10 protein-coding genes are annotated in these 14,280 nt (G+C 51.8%); 4 read left to right on the top strand and 6 right to left on the bottom strand.

What is annotated here, in order from left to right; genetic code table 11:
- Positions 1 to 47: 47 nt before the first annotated feature.
- Complete coding sequence (locus EFA69_RS13395) at positions 48 to 851, bottom strand: hypothetical protein (RefSeq protein WP_123133628.1); 804 nt, start codon at positions 849 to 851, stop codon at positions 48 to 50.
- A gap of 290 nt (positions 852 to 1,141) precedes the next feature.
- Positions 1,142 to 1,798: an alpha/beta hydrolase gene (locus tag EFA69_RS13400; RefSeq protein WP_245964580.1), complete on the bottom strand. Its 657-nt coding sequence runs from the start codon at positions 1,796 to 1,798 to the stop codon at positions 1,142 to 1,144.
- A gap of 441 nt (positions 1,799 to 2,239) precedes the next feature.
- Between EFA69_RS13400 and EFA69_RS13405 the strand changes: the two genes are divergently transcribed.
- Together EFA69_RS13405 and EFA69_RS13415 are read left to right on the top strand one after the other, a co-directional pair.
- Positions 2,240 to 3,073: an alpha/beta fold hydrolase gene (locus EFA69_RS13405; RefSeq protein WP_123133630.1), complete on the top strand. Its 834-nt coding sequence runs from the start codon at positions 2,240 to 2,242 to the stop codon at positions 3,071 to 3,073.
- Between the two features lie 647 nt (positions 3,074 to 3,720).
- A complete protein-coding gene (locus EFA69_RS13415; RefSeq protein WP_123133632.1) occupies positions 3,721 to 5,127 on the top strand; it encodes an erythromycin esterase family protein in 1,407 nt (468 codons plus the stop codon).
- A gap of 428 nt (positions 5,128 to 5,555) precedes the next feature.
- Here EFA69_RS13415 and EFA69_RS13425 read toward each other — a convergent pair whose 3' ends face one another.
- Positions 5,556 to 6,404, bottom strand: coding sequence for a hypothetical protein (locus EFA69_RS13425; protein WP_221175745.1), 849 nt, complete (start codon positions 6,402 to 6,404; stop codon positions 5,556 to 5,558).
- Between the two features lie 97 nt (positions 6,405 to 6,501).
- Between EFA69_RS13425 and EFA69_RS13430 the strand changes: the two genes are divergently transcribed.
- Both EFA69_RS13430 and EFA69_RS20320 read left to right on the top strand, forming a co-directional pair.
- On the top strand, positions 6,502 to 6,870 hold the full coding sequence (locus EFA69_RS13430; RefSeq protein WP_123133634.1) for a DUF4260 family protein: 369 nt from the start codon (positions 6,502 to 6,504) through the stop codon (positions 6,868 to 6,870).
- 24 nt (positions 6,871 to 6,894) lie between these two features.
- Entirely contained in the window at positions 6,895 to 7,056 is a 162-nt protein-coding gene (locus EFA69_RS20320) for a hypothetical protein (protein WP_183906785.1), read from the top strand.
- 233 nt (positions 7,057 to 7,289) lie between these two features.
- Here the strand turns inward: EFA69_RS20320 and EFA69_RS13435 are convergent, their stop codons facing one another.
- The 3 genes from EFA69_RS13435 to EFA69_RS13445 all read right to left on the bottom strand — a co-directional run bounded on the left by EFA69_RS13435 (position 7,290) and on the right by EFA69_RS13445 (position 13,951).
- Entirely contained in the window at positions 7,290 to 8,081 is a 792-nt protein-coding gene (locus EFA69_RS13435; protein ID WP_123133635.1) for a DUF2290 domain-containing protein, read from the bottom strand.
- Positions 8,068 to 10,308, bottom strand: coding sequence for a DEAD/DEAH box helicase (locus EFA69_RS13440; protein ID WP_123133636.1), 2,241 nt, complete (start codon positions 10,306 to 10,308; stop codon positions 8,068 to 8,070). Before EFA69_RS13440 ends, EFA69_RS13435 begins: the two co-directional genes overlap by 14 nt.
- Before the next feature lie 175 nt (positions 10,309 to 10,483).
- Positions 10,484 to 13,951 carry a DEAD/DEAH box helicase gene (locus tag EFA69_RS13445; RefSeq protein ID WP_245964581.1) on the bottom strand — a complete coding sequence of 1,156 codons (3,468 nt, stop codon included), beginning with the start codon at positions 13,949 to 13,951 and terminating at the stop codon, positions 10,484 to 10,486.
- Positions 13,952 to 14,280 lie beyond the last annotated feature (329 nt).

A 14,280-nucleotide genomic window follows, 5' to 3' on the forward strand; every position in this document is an offset into this window, starting at 1 on the left:
CCCGGCGCTTCTAGGTTACTCACTTTTCAGGTGTAACAGGCAACGTGTCAAAAGCCGCCCAGTTCATTGCTGCCCCGGCCCGAGTTCTGTGAGGAGGTGCTGCCGGAACTGCCCTGGCCGCTGCCGTAAGTACTGCCGCCCATGGGCCCGTAGCCCCCCAGATTTCCGGAAGTAGTGCCATAGGAGTTGTCGCCCCAGGTGCCGCCCTGGTGACCGCCGGTGTAGCCCCGGCCGCCGCCGTAATTGGTGCCGCCGTAGGAGCTACCCAAACCAGACCCATAATGGTCACTGAACGGACGGATGCCGTAATTGGGAATGCCCCGGTCTGAGTGCAGCCCTGAATCGCCTTGACCACCGCCTAACTGAGAACGGTTGTAGCCGTCTTGGGAGCCGGAGTAATAGGCCTGCTCGTCTTGACGGGCGCCGTACCGGTGTTCGCTGTTGAGGGTGTTGTAGCGGTCTGAGGTGCCGTCATAGCTGGAAATACCGTATCCCTGCCGGATATTGCCCATCAGGTCCTCGTCTTCGCGGCCCCGGGGCAAGGTTGGGTCCTGCCGAAAATCTTGTTGGTAGCGGTCGCCGAACCGGTCGTGGTCCTGCCGGTAATTGCTTTGGTACGGCCGCTGGCCCTGCCGGTCGTGGCGGGCGTGGTCGGGCTGCTGGAAATGCCGTTCCTCGTGGTGGCCGTATCCCTGCCAGGCGGCTTCATAATGGTGCTGGGGATTCTGCTGCTGGCGGTCTGCGTCATGGCTCCTGCCGTGGCCATGGTCGTACGGCCCCTGGTTTTGCCCGTGCCGGTTCTGGTTCCAATAATTGTCGCGGTTATCGCGGCCTCTGTCATATCTTTCCATGGTACTTCGCTTTTGGTTAACAAATCCTTCCCTTTTTAACGGGCGCAGAGCTAAGCGGTTTAAGCATAAGGGGTTTGTTGTTTTGGGGAACATCACCTCCAGAAGGCTCTTTTCACCTGCGCAGTCATGGGCAGAGCTGTAGAGAAAGGATTCGGGTTCCCTGGCCTAAGCCGATGGGGGTTCTTCAGGACCATTAACTGTGTCAGGTAGGGGTATAATGACAGACTCAAACCGGACTGCCAGCTTCAAGTTAGTTGAACGGTCTACCGCTGCGCTTGCTCTACGGTTCGCTATTTCAGAAACCAATCTACGGCGGCGGCAGAGACCTGGGCTGGGATTTCATGTTCGCCTTTGAACTCCAGGTAATGTACGTTTCGGCCTTGGTCCCGCAGGTCTTTCTGAATCTTTCTGCCGCAGCGGTCAATGGGCAGCACGCCATCCTGGGTGCCGTGGGAGAGAAAGACGCTGGGGGAGCCGTGGGTTTCCATGGTGTAGGAAAAGCCCGGGGAGAAGGCGATGATGTGGGTGAACAGATCGCCGTTGGTGAGGCCCAGGCACAGGGCGTAGGAGGCGCCGTCTGAGAACCCGCCAATGGCCACCTTGTTAGGGTCAATGGCATAGTGGGCGAACACCTGGGCCAGCGCCTGATCTACCATGAGTACATCTACCCCGAAGCTATTGCTGGCAACAATGTCCCAGGAGTATTTGCGCGAAGCCGGGGCTATGAGGAGCAGGTTATGGACATCGGCGTAGCGCTGGAGCAGCCGGATGCCCTGGCTGGCATCACCGCCGGAACCATGTAGCATCACTGCCAGCGCCGCCGGTTTGCCGGGGTCATAGCCTTTGGGAACGTACAGCAGGCCATCTTTGAGCGTGTCCAGACCCAGGGAATGCAGGCCGGGTTTTGCCGCTTTCCCTGTGGTAGGGGGGCTGTGCCTGGTAGACAAACGCCCAGTTTTGTAACTGTCTCTGCTGGTAACCATACCGCCTCCTTGTTTACAGTAAAATGAACTGATGCTTACGGCTAATAGCCAAAGAGTTACACAGAATAGGCCGGTTGCTTTCATAGTACGGGTGCATCAATAGACAAACAGGGCGTAACTCCAGGGCCGCAACTGCTTTCAACGCAAAACCAGCCGGCGGCGGCTATGTCCAGGGCCGCACGTTCTTTTCTTTAGAGCTGCCGTTTAGGGGCCGTTTTTCCAAAAAGAGCCCCTAAACAGAAAGCCCGGCAAAACCGTCTGCTTCTTGCCCCAAAGGAAACTGAACCGAAGCGTGATTTATCTGGTGCGCGGTGCGATTTCAGTATTTATCTGGCCGCTCCCAGAGAGGGAAACTGCGTATGTAAGGCAGGTGTCCGCCATTGAAAACCTTAAACGGAGAAGACTATGGAAATGCTCATTCCGGCCTCAGACGCGAAGCTGTTCACTATTGCGCCGCCCAACCCCGGTAAAGAAACCATTATTCTGCTGCACGGCGGGCCAGGCGTGCCAGACGGGCTCACTTTTCTGCGGCGCTACCTTGGCAGAGATTTCCACGTGGTGTTCTTCCACCAGCGGGGCACCCTACGCTCACCGGTCAGTGCGCAGGATTTCGCCATGGAACGCTACGTGGCCGACATTAACCGCATCGCCGACCACTTTGGGGTGGAGAAGTTCCACTTGTTGGGGCATTCCTGGGGCGGGTTATACGCGCAACTCTACGCCCAGCGGCACCCCTCCCGGCTCCTGAGCCTTTTTCTGTGCAGTCCGGCCTCGGGCACCGGCCGCCAGTGGGCCGAAACCATGCTGGAGGTGGGGCGCTACAACTTCAGAAAGAGCCGTTTGCTTGAGTTCATGGCCATGCAGGTAAACACCACCCTGGGGCTGCTGGGGAGCAACCGGGGCTACAGACGCTTTTTCAGGCAGGCGCTGGCCAATTTCAGCCGCGGATTTCAGGAGGTACACCCAGAGCATTTCTCGGTAGACTGTATCAGGGCCCGTACCATTAACCGCACCGTGAAAAGCATTCTGACGCACCAGACACTGCCAGACGTGCTCCACACCCCGTTCAACACCACCATCACCTACGGCGACAAGGATATCTTCGGGGACAGTAAAAGGTATGTGCTGCGCCGGTTCCCGGAGGCCAGCGTACAGGTGATACCGGGCAGCGGGCACATCCCTTGGTCCCATAACCCACAGGCGTTCCTGCCCGTGCTGGACACGCACTTTGCCCGCTAAACGCCAGTGCGCGACCCGTTGCGTTTAGGGGCCGTTTTCAGAAAAAGAGCCTCTAAACGCAACGGGCTGCGGTAAATCCTGCTTTCATGTGACAAATACTTAAATCCTATAGATCTGTTAACTAATGGATTAGGCGGGCGTACCTCTGAAGGTGAAGTTGAGCAGAAAACGAAGAATCATTTGATTGCAGTCGTCACAGGAGCCTCCAGCCGAATTAGACGGGCAGCCGCGCTATGGGCAGGGAAGAAGACGCCAAAACCACCTTGCGTTTAGGGGCTGTTTTTCTGAAAACGGCCCCTAAACGCAATTCTCCAGCATGCTGCACTTGCTGGCCCTTTGCCTGGGATGTGACACTTCCTGTATCTGCGACCAAAGAACCGGCAGCCCCTACTTCCCGCACCATTTCCGTTCTTTCGCTTGAGCGGCCAGAGCTGGACGGCTCCTGAATGAAATGAAGCGGGCACAGGAGAAATCACGGCGCGAGGGCGGAAGACGGGGCCTCGCGGCCCTGAGCGTTTACCGGAAAAGAGGAGACAAAGAAGATGATAAAGCCATAGGCAAACGTCACTCCAAGGCATCAGCCAAAGGCAGAAACACGCAGCCGGCAAACTCAGAATCAATAAAAAGCAGAAACCTACTACATCCGTATGAAGAAACGCAAAAGCCATAGAACCACCCTCTCCCTCGTCTGCATCGGCCTGTGGCTGTGGGGCTGCAACCAGACCCCGGCGCAGGAAGGCACGAAACCCGCCGCTGCTGCTGCCCGCTCCGGTAAAGCCGTTACCCTCACCATTCCCAACCATCCGCTCCGCGATGCCCGCGACCTGGACGTGCTGCTGCAACAGATAGGCGATGCCCGCCTTGTGCTGCTGGGCGAAGCCTCGCACGGCACCGCCGAGTACTACAACTGGCGGGCGGCCATCACCAAGCGGCTCATGCAGGAGAAAGGCTTTGATTTTGTGGCCGTGGAAGGCGAGTGGGCCGATTCTTACCGCGTGAACCAGTTCATCAAAGGTCCCCGCCGCGACAGCACCCAGGCCGTGGCGTTGCTGGAACAGTACAACCGCTGGCCCACCTGGATGTGGGGCAACTACGAGGTGGCCTCGCTGGTGAACTGGCTCAACGGCTATAACCAGGGCAAACCCGCGGGGGAGAAAGTAGGCTTCTTCGGGTTGGATGTGTACTGCCTCTGGGAGTCTATGACCGAGCTCATGCCTTACGTGAAGAACAACCCCGAGCTGGTAAAGGCCGCGCGCCAGGTGAACCAGTGTTTCCAGCCGTTCTCCGCCGATGCCATGCAGTACGCCGAGGCGGTGGCCAATGCCTCAGCTAATTGCCGCACTGAAACCAACCGCCTCTGGAAAGCCATCCAGAGCCAATCCGGCGGAGCCGCCCAGACCGAGGCCCAGTTTGTGGCCGAGCAGAATGCGCTGGTAGCCCTCAACGGCGAACGCTACTACCGCGCTGCCGTGAGCAGCAACACCGAGTCCTGGAACGTGCGTGACCACCACATGGCCCAGACTCTCACGCGCCTCCTCAACTTTCACGGGCCTAACTCCAAAGCCATTGTCTGGGAACACAACACCCACGTAGGCGATGCCCGCTACACCGATATGGCCAGCAGCGGCGAGGTGAACGTCGGGCAACTGGTGCGCAAAGAGTACGGCGAGGAAAACGTGTATATTGTGGGTTTCGGGTCTTACCAGGGCACCGTGATAGCGGGTAGCAGTTGGGGAGCGCCTATGAAAACCATGACCGTGCCGCCCGCCGTGCCCGGCAGCTGGGAACAGATTCTGCACCAGCTCAGGCCTACAGATAAAATCATTTTCTCCAAAGACCTGCGCGACCAGAAAACCCTGAGCCGACCGGTGGGGCACCGGGCCATTGGCGTAGTGTACAATCCCAAACTGGAGCACATGGACAATTACGTGCCCTCTGTTATGCCCCGCCGCTATGATGCCTTCATCTTCATTGACAAAACCACGGCCCTGCACCCCATCCAGAGCATCACCGTCCGGAACGAGCCACCTGATCTGTACCCCTCCGGTACCTAAGCGTTGTTCGCGCTTCATTTGCTTGGTAACGTGTCTAAAATGCGTGTAACCCACCCCTCCCCCTCCCAGGAGGGGAATCATCTGCCAGGGTACCAGGCTTGTTCACTACTTAGCTGAGGATTTATCTGCCATGGAAACAAGCAAAAGTCTCTACCTGGTAGGGGAATTTTCGGCAAGAGGAGCAGGCGGAAATCTCCTGCGGGGGAGGGTGCATCTGCAAGAGTACCCAGTAAAGTCTTTCCCTGTACCGGGTGGGTTTTGGCAAAGCCCAGAGAATGTCTATTCCAATGAGGGAATCACCTGTAAAATGACCAAGAAAAAAAGCTTCCGCCAGAGAGGGTAATCCTTTGCAAAAAAGCAGGAAATTCCCCTCCTGGGAGGGGTAGGGGTGGGTTCTAACGGGGAAACGGTAACCCTCACCACTGGCATTAATCCCCGAAGGAGCGTTGAACCGTTCCCGGCAAAACCGGCAGGGTGGCTACGCTGAACAGCAGTTCGTTTCCTTTCTTGGCGGTGACGGCCAGAGCCCCCATTTTGCGGAGGCAGTACGTGAGCTGGCGGCAGCGGTGCAGCGGCAGTTGCAGGGCTAGGGCTACGTCTTTGTTGCTGAACGGCGCGGGCAGGTGGGGCGGCAGGAAACGCAGGAAATCTGCCGGACCTTGGAACTGGTGCGTGCTTACTACCTCTACCAGCCGCCGGTCTTTGATGCTTTCTTTCTTGCGCCATTTACTGCCTTTGCCATCGCGGCAGCGCACTTCTTCTTCTCTAATGAGCACCAACTCCAGGCTGAAATGCGGGTGCGCCACCAGCTCGGGGAGGCGAACCAGTTCCTCAAAGGCATCTGAGAGGGTGCCGCGGTACGGCGATTTGCGGCGCGAGAGTACGGCGCTGGTTTTGGGGTCTACCTGCACTACCCATTTCTCATAGGTGATGGGGTGCAGCAGGTGCACGCGGTGTTCCTCAGAAAGCAGGGTTTGCAGCTTGGGCCGGATGGCGGTGAAATTACGCGTCTGGATCTCCACCAGTTGCTGGCCCCGCACCAGGTCTATCACAAAACCGCCCACGGGCACCTCCAACCGGTCGTGCGGCTGGGCGTACCATTGTTTGAGAGCGGCGTGCAGCGAGCGTTCGTTCTGGAGGTTGATGCCGTTCTTTTCTGCCTGTCTCTGTTTTCCTGCTGCTGTTCCGTCCACGTGCCGCTGTCTTGTTATGCCGGGGCAAAGGTAGGCGGTTTGTTCCAGTTTTAGGCAGCCTCCGCGTGGGGGAAAGGTTCGCATTTGGGCGGGGGCAGAAGCCTCTACGGGCAAGCCTGCCCCGCAAAATGCTGATGCTTCCCGGTTACCCCCAACTGCTTTCTTCTGCTATCTTTAGCCTATGAAACACCTGATCTCTCTGGAAGAACTGGCCAAACTGGCCACGGCCTACGGGCTGAGCCTGTACCTGGGCTATGGCTGGTGGCTGTTCTTCGCGCTGCTGCTCCTGCCCGACCTGAGCATGCTGGGTTACCTGGCCGGTCCGCGCGTGGGCGCCTACACCTACAACCTGTTCCACCACCAGGGCCTCGCGCTGCTCACGGGTGCGGCGGGGTTTCTGTTACACCAGCCCGACCTGCAACTGGCCGGTGTGGTGCTGTTCGGGCATAGCGCCCTGGACCGCGCCCTGGGGTATGGCTTGAAGTTCTCAGACAGTTTCCAGCACACGCATTTGGGGTGGATTGGGAAAGGGAAGGGAGGGGTAAATTGAGGTTCATGTGTCTTACTAGCGCTGTTGGCCGAGGTCACCAAATCGGTGAAAAGCCTGCTCTACCAAGCCATGCGCGGACTGGAGGAAACCAAGATGCTGCTGCAGAATATGGGCCAGTACTTCAAAGACACCCAACAGCCGGATGTGGCTCACCTGTTCTTCCAAAAAGAAGAGGACACAGGCTAACAGGCCCGCGTGGTGCATGACTCCATCTTTCACCATGAGAAACTGAGCAGCCACCTACAGTTTGAGAAGAAGAAACTATGGGAGTAGGGGAAGTTGCGTTTATGGGCTATTTTGGGAAAGGAGGCTGGGAATGTACTTTCTTTTCTGTTTCAAATTTGAGTTCCTTAAAGGGGAAACATAAAATAACAAACTTCTGTATTAGGTGATTTTTATTATAAATATAATTTAAAGAATTATGTTAAAGTCAAATGAATGTTCTTCTCATCAAAGTTGTTAATCATTGTTGCTGTGCTTTTTGAATAATCAAAATTGCTTATAAAAGCTTTAGAAGAAGATATGTCTTTGTAGGATGTGCTGTCAATAGTATTTTTTATTATGAAGTCAACAAATGTATATGGCATAATTATTTTATTCATTGGTAACCTTATATTATTGACTGCTCCTACTTGGATTTCACAATTGTTATGAGTTTTGACATCTGGATCATAATCAATTCTAATATGAGAACTGTTTGTGAATTCATATTTAATATCAATTAAACTAGCAATTAAGTCTTCTATGGAATCATAGTTGCCATGTTCATTGGATTGCTTAAGCAAGTCTTTAATATAAGGATTTATATTCTTTTCATGTTTATAGTTTAATAAGTTCCAGATGTCAAAGTAAAATCCTTGTATATTGCTGTCATCAGAATCATTGAAAAAGCTATCAATGCTTTCATCTATACTCCTTAGTTTAACTGGGTAAGGATAATAAGCCATTTTTATTTTCTTTATATTACCTGTATTTTGGCAGAAACTGTAATAAAACTGAATAAATCCTCTTTCATTCTTTAATAGGAAAGTATATTGTCTATTGTTAACAAGGTGCTCATATTCTTTTGCATACATTGTTTTAAAGATTCCTGGATTATAGTTTGGCCAGCTTATACTAAAATCTGTGCTGTTGATATTTGTAGTTATTATATACTTGCTAAATGATTTTTTAGCAAGTTCAATATTTTGTAAAATATTATCTTTTGTCATTTGAGCTATTATTCTTTAAAAGCTTATTTATAAATTCAGGATCTTGGGATAGCTTTTCAATGAGTAATGCTTTTTTTGAATCATCTAATAGTAGTTTGTTTATGTCCTCTTCAGTCTTCTCTAAATCGCTGCTGCTATTTATAATAGTAAGTCTTCTTTTCATAGCTTCGTTACTAGGGAAAATGAAGTCGAAGTAAGGGTAGTCCTTCTGCATTTTATTCCATTCCTCCTCAAAAAGTTTCATAAAAGGACCCTGTCCATAAATATAGGTCCAACCTCTTGATCTAGTTGTTGAAACGAAAAAGGCATTACGTCCTGTGAAAGTAGTTCCTATCGTTGTGTATTGTGCATTTAGAATTATAACAATATTTGCTTCATTTCCTTTTGCCCGAAAGGCGGTACTGAGAGTAACATAGCCAGGCTCCTTGAATAAATTTGACTTTTCTATATACCCTGGAGTTATACATTTGATATTTAAGTAATCTAATTCTTGTCTAATAGTTTCAAAGTGGAATTTTGAATCTTTAGTGTCTAAATCAATTACTATGATTTCTTCTGGCTTTACATTTTGTTTGTTTACAAGTTCATCTATTTTGTTTATAACACCACTCAATTGATTGTTAATATCTGTGCAATTAGTGAAGGTGATAAGTTCTCTTTCGCTTCTTCCGTTTTGCTTTAAGATATTTTCTAAAATGTTTTTACTATTCTCTTCTTCTCTTTCAACATGTACTCTATCACCTTCATTAAATACATTCTTAGAAGGTTCTAATACTTTGTATCCTCTTGCTTCCCATGATGATTTGTCTTCAATCGGGATTTTGTTGTATTGAGAATATAAACCCATAGCAAAACTATGTGCTACCATTAATGTTATTCTTGGGTTTCTATAAGAGTTAGGTAATACAAAGTCTTTATTAATTTTCCCTAAATACTTTCCTTCCAATACAGAGTCAGGCATATTAGGCTCTCCGGTTTCTCTAATTCCAAACAAATCGCTAGGTTGTTTGATTCTTAATTCTCTTAAAGATTGAAATTCATCATATGCCCAAATTATTCTTTTTGATGAAGAGTTTGAAGGGTCAACTGGTTTGGTAAGAAAGAAAATTGTTTCAAAGAATGCTGGAGTAAAGTCTTGAGCTTCATCTATTAAAACTATATCATATTTTGGAGCTATTTTTTGTTTAGCTTGCCTTAAAAGATCAGAATAAATTGCATCTAAAGGGCTTTCTTCATTTTTTACTTCTAAAAATGTTTTTGGTCTTATACCGCAATCATTAGCTGTGTTAAAGTATACACCTTCTTTACTACTGCCTCCCCAAGCATGAAGAATGTGTAAATTGTCCCAGTTCGGATATCCTTTAGCTTCGTGTAAGTAGTATTTCGATATTAGATCTTTAACTTGTCTATACATGCTTTGTGTATTGAAGACAAATAAAATTTTAAGCTCAGGGAAATCTTTGTGGGCAATTGCAGCTTTCATGCAAAGAATGACAGTTTTGCCTGTTCCTGCTAATCCTCGAATACGTTGAGGACCTGGAGGTACCTGCATTGCTACCTGCCGCTGAATTTGATCAAGTTTAAAAGTATAATCAAGTGAACTTTGTATGAAGTCATTTAGTGTAGAAAATTCTACCTGCCTCCTTGAGCGCCTAGATACGTTGAAAATATCAGATCCTTCTAATAGAGAATCTATGATGTCAGCTGTTGAATCATCTAGTGAAGAGTCATTATTAAGTAATAATTGTTTTAAACCATTATCTAAATTCTCAATTGTATAGAATGGATTAGATATTTCAGAGGCGATATTCTCTAAGTCAGTTTTATTGTTAAAGGGAAGAATGATAGCTTTTCTTATTTTGATTTCTTTATTCCAAGAGTTTGATCTGATATTATAGAGCTTGTTATTTTTTTTTAACCTTGATAATATTTCCTGTTCATAAAGGTTTAGAGATAAGTCTCTTGAAAATTGTTCGCCATTTTCAGTAAACCAAAATTCTTCATCAATATCAATTAATTTTTCATCAAGGACATCTATGAGTATAATGCCGGTGTCCTTTCCTCTAATAACAAAAGTAGGTATGTCATCTTTATTTAATGTGTCTAAAGATGGGAATTTATATCCAATTATCCCATTTAATGGATCAATTGTTTCCTGGATTTTGTCCCAAATAGCGAGTTCGCTCGGTCTATTTTCTGTTTCTAAGTTACCAACAATGTATTCCATGAAAAGCTTTTTTTAGAGGAAAACTAGTTTTGTTTAGAGTATGAATATTGAATATCTTTCTTTATTAATTAATGAAAACTATATAAAGTCTTGTATAGATGTTGACGCAATGTATCATTTTGTTATGAATAAAACCATACTATAGCTTCTTGGCTGAAGTAAGTAATAATTGAGCTCACCCCAACAACGCCAGCAACTCCTGCTTGCTCATGGCTTTCAGCAGACCGCCATCGGTCTTGACCAAATCCTGCACCAGTTCCTTTTTACTGGCCTGTAGCTTCTGCATTTTTTCTTCCACGGTGTTGGGGCAGATGAGCCGGACGGCGACTACGGGCTTGTCCTGGCCTATGCGGTAGGTGCGGTCAATGGCCTGGTTTTCTACGGCGGGGTTCCACCACGGGTCTACCAGATACACATAATCCGCGCGGGTGAGGTTGAGGCCGGTGCCGCCCGCTTTGAGGCTGATGAGGAACACCCGCACGTCTTCCTGCCCCTGGAATTGGGCCACCGCGCCCTGCCGGTCTTTGGTCTGGCCGGTGAGGGTCACGTAGCCAATGCCGCGCGCTTGCAGGGCGGTTTCAATGAGGTGCAGCATAGACACAAACTGCGAGAACACCAGAATCTTGTGGTGCGGCGCCTTGCTTTCTATCTGCTCCAGCAGCACCTCCAGCTTGGCCGAGGGTTCGCCCACGCCCGCATCGTCGGGCAGCAGGGCGGGGGAGTTGCAGATTTGCCGCAGGCGCGTGAGGCCCCGCAGCACGTGCATGGGGTGCTTCTGGATTTCGTCTTCGCCCTGCGCCGAGATAAACTCCCTGATCTCGCGCTCATGCGCGGCATAGAGTTCGCGTTGCGCCGTGCCCATCTCGCAGTACAGCACCATCTCGGTCTTGGCCGGAAGCTCCTGCGCCACCTGCTCTTTGGTGCGCCGCAGCAGGAAGGGGCTTATCTTGCGCTGTAGTTCTTTGGCCCGCCTGAAGTCTTTGAACTGGTCAATGGGCTTGGCGTAAATGTCTCTAAAGTAGCGCTGGTTGCCCAGCAGCCCCGGGCACGCGAAACTCAGCTGCCCGTACAGGTCATAGGTGTTGTTCTCCAGCGGCGTGCCCGTGAGCACGAGCCGGTTGCGCGCCTGCAAGAGCCGCACCGCGCGGTACCGCTGGCTCTGCGGGTTCTTGATGTTCTGGCTCTCGTCCAGCACCACGTAGTTGAAGCGGTAGTTCTTGAGCAGCGCAATATCTGAGAGCAGGGTGCCGTAGGTGGTGAGCACCAGTTCATAGGCCTCCAGTTGCGCCAGATGCTGCACGCGCTGGTTTCCGTAGAGTGTGAACACGGTTAAGCCGGGCGCAAACTTGGCTATCTCTTCCTGCCAGTTGAACAGCAAAGACGTGGGCACCACCACCAGATTGGTATTGCGGGCTACCTTGCCGCGCTGCCCCAGCAGAAACGCCAGCACCTGCACCGTCTTGCCCAAGCCCATGTCATCTGCCAGACAGCCCCCGAAGTTAAACTGGTCCAGGAAATGGAGCCAGTTAAGGCCCTGCCGCTGGTACGGCCGGAGCGTGGCCTGCAAACCTTCGGGCACCGGTACTTCCTCAATGTGCGTGAAGTCGCTTAATTTTTCGCGGTAGAGCGCCAGTTCCCCCCGCACTTCCTGGCTCAGGACTTCCTCCTCGTAGAGTTCCTCTATCAGGGGGAAATTCATCTTGGGCGTGCGCAGGTGTTCGCCTACCACTTCGCCGGCGGCGAAGTATTTCTGCAACCGTTCCAGCCACTCCTGCGGCAGAATGCCCTGGGTGCCATCGTCCAGCGTTACAAACCGCTGCTTGTTGCGCAGGGCGCGGTGCAGGTCTTTGAGCCCCGCCCGCTGCTTGCCAAACTGCACGTCTAAAGAAGTGTCAAACCAGTTGATGCCGCTGGTGACCAGAATAGAGATTTTCGCCTTGTGCGGGTTTACTTTGGTTACCGTCAGGTCCTTGAAGCCCAGCAGTGTGATGTTCTGCCCGCGCCAGCTCTCAAAAGCGTCCAGAAACCAGTCGTTGAGCAGGAAGCGGCTTTTGTGCAGGTAGAAAGAGTCCAGGTGCAATTGTTCCCGGAAGAGCGGGTGCTCGCGCAGCACCTGGGCGGTGAAAGCATGTTCCGCCTCACGGTCGCGCTCCACCGTGAAGCTCTGCCCCAGCAGGTCTTTGGCGTAAATCTGCTTCTGCGTGAACACCGGCACCTCCACATGCCCGTAGCGCATCACGGGCGTAAACAAAATGAAATCCTGCGACTCTGAGATGTACAGCAGGCGTTCCACGTCCAGATCAAAGCCCTGTTCTTCCAGCTGCTGCGGCGTGGCCGGTTTCAGGAAGGCGTACGAGATCTGGATGCGCGTCTCCAGATTAGCCAGAATGCTCTCCCTGAACTCCTCAAACTTAGACGCATGAATGAGCAGCCGCTGCCCCCGCTTCTGGAAAAACTCCACCACCCGGCGCAGGTCTGGGCTGGAGAGCAGGTACAGTTTCTGCTGCACCTCCAGAAAATGCCCGAACCGCAGGGGCAACTGCTTCAGGGGGTACGGCTGCCCGTTAATCGTGAACTTGGGCGTGAGGTAATAGAAGTTCTCCTGCGCCTCCACCTCCAGCGTTAGATCCAGCGGCACGTTCCGTAACTCCACCGGCTCCAGCGCGCTGGCGCTTAGTTTCCCCTGCGCAGTAGATTTCTGCACGTACACCGGCAGCCCCAGCGGGTTCTGCACCAGCGCCTTGAGGGCCTCCAGGTCGGCGGCGGAGGGTTGGGTGTCATAGTTGTTCTGGAAGCGGGAAAGGCCGGTGTAGAACTTGAGTTCCTCGGGCTTATCCGTTTGCCAGACAAAATCCAGCGGGTTGAGTTGCTTGAGCGGGTTTTTGATCTTGCCCGTCTGCGCCACCGCCGCCTCCAGCAGTTCTACGTGCAGGTGCCGGTAATACTTATGCTCGCCCAGCACCAGAATACGCTGCGTGCTCTGGTTCGGCTCCGCCGATGGGGTGACTGAAAACGGGAACGAGGGGGCGGGCACCAGTTGCTCCTGTAGGTACGCCTGCGTTTGCGGCGTGACGGGCAACAGCTCGGGTAAACTAGGCTGGATCTGGAGGCCCTGCGGCGTGTACTCCAGGGAGAAGAAAGCGTCCAGTTCCGGCTCGTTTTCCAGACCGTATTCCTGGGCTTTGGGCAAAAGCTTCTCGCGGCGCAGACGCGCATCAAAGAACACCCGCCAGTCGGGCCGGTTGAGGAGGGCGAGCAGTACCTGCGTTTGGTGCAGGCACAGGTGCTTTTTAGGCGTGGGGCAGGGGCAGGAGAGAATGAGGCCGTGGGCCTGCTGTATGACCGTCACCTCGGGAAAATTACTGTACGCCGAGGCACCCGCAAACGAAGCAGCGTTCACCTCCAGGTGCGTGGCCTGCAACTGGAAGGGAGCCCCGCTGCCCAAGGCCTCGGTAGGGGCATGGCGGGCGATGGTGGCGTAGGAAAGGGTCTCTCCTGAAACGCCCGGCAACAGGTACTGGGTGGGGTGGTTTTTCGTCTGCCGTTCTGCCTGTTCGTTCGCTGCCATGGTACCAATGCTTGCTGGGCTCAAGTTAGGCAGAAGCGGCCAAATCCAGGCATAGTCGAGGTATTTTTGATGCATGGCTGGTTTTGCGTTTAGGAGCCGTTTTTGGAAAAACAGCCCCTAAACGCAAAACCAATTCGATCAGGTGTTGGTGTCCTGCTTCTCTTGGGCTGTCAGTTCCCTGCAAAGTATCTTAGATTATAGGGGAAATTTGCGTTTGAAAACGGGCTGCTTGGATTCATAATCCTGAGAAACTGAGGCATGAAAAGCTTGCAAGACACTTGGGGAAAACTGCTAAGTAGGCAGCGCGAAGACGTAAACGGGTACGCAGAAAGAAAGAGCGTTTAGCGGCTCTTTTTCCAGAAAAAGGGCCAAAACAGCTTATGGGCTGGCGGTAGGGCTTGTGG

Source organism: Rufibacter immobilis (assembly GCF_003721565.1).
GTDB classification, from domain to species: domain Bacteria; phylum Bacteroidota; class Bacteroidia; order Cytophagales; family Hymenobacteraceae; genus Nibribacter; species Nibribacter immobilis.

Excerpts from the sequence above, each read along its gene's own strand:
- EFA69_RS13415 (WP_123133632.1), top strand. The coding sequence starts at position 3,721 with ATGAAGAAACGCAAAAGCCATAGAACCACCCTCTCCCTCGTCTGCATC.
- EFA69_RS13395 (WP_123133628.1), bottom strand. The coding sequence starts at position 851 with ATGGAAAGATATGACAGAGGCCGCGATAACCGCGACAATTATTGGAAC.
- EFA69_RS13435 (WP_123133635.1), bottom strand. The coding sequence starts at position 8,081 with ATGACAAAAGATAATATTTTACAAAATATTGAACTTGCTAAAAAATCA.
- EFA69_RS13430 (WP_123133634.1), top strand. The coding sequence starts at position 6,502 with ATGAAACACCTGATCTCTCTGGAAGAACTGGCCAAACTGGCCACGGCC.
- EFA69_RS13440 (WP_123133636.1), bottom strand. The coding sequence starts at position 10,308 with ATGGAATACATTGTTGGTAACTTAGAAACAGAAAATAGACCGAGCGAA.
- EFA69_RS13405 (WP_123133630.1), top strand. The coding sequence starts at position 2,240 with ATGGAAATGCTCATTCCGGCCTCAGACGCGAAGCTGTTCACTATTGCG.
- EFA69_RS13425 (WP_221175745.1), bottom strand. The coding sequence starts at position 6,404 with ATGCGAACCTTTCCCCCACGCGGAGGCTGCCTAAAACTGGAACAAACC.
- EFA69_RS13445 (WP_245964581.1), bottom strand. The coding sequence starts at position 13,951 with ATGCATCAAAAATACCTCGACTATGCCTGGATTTGGCCGCTTCTGCCT.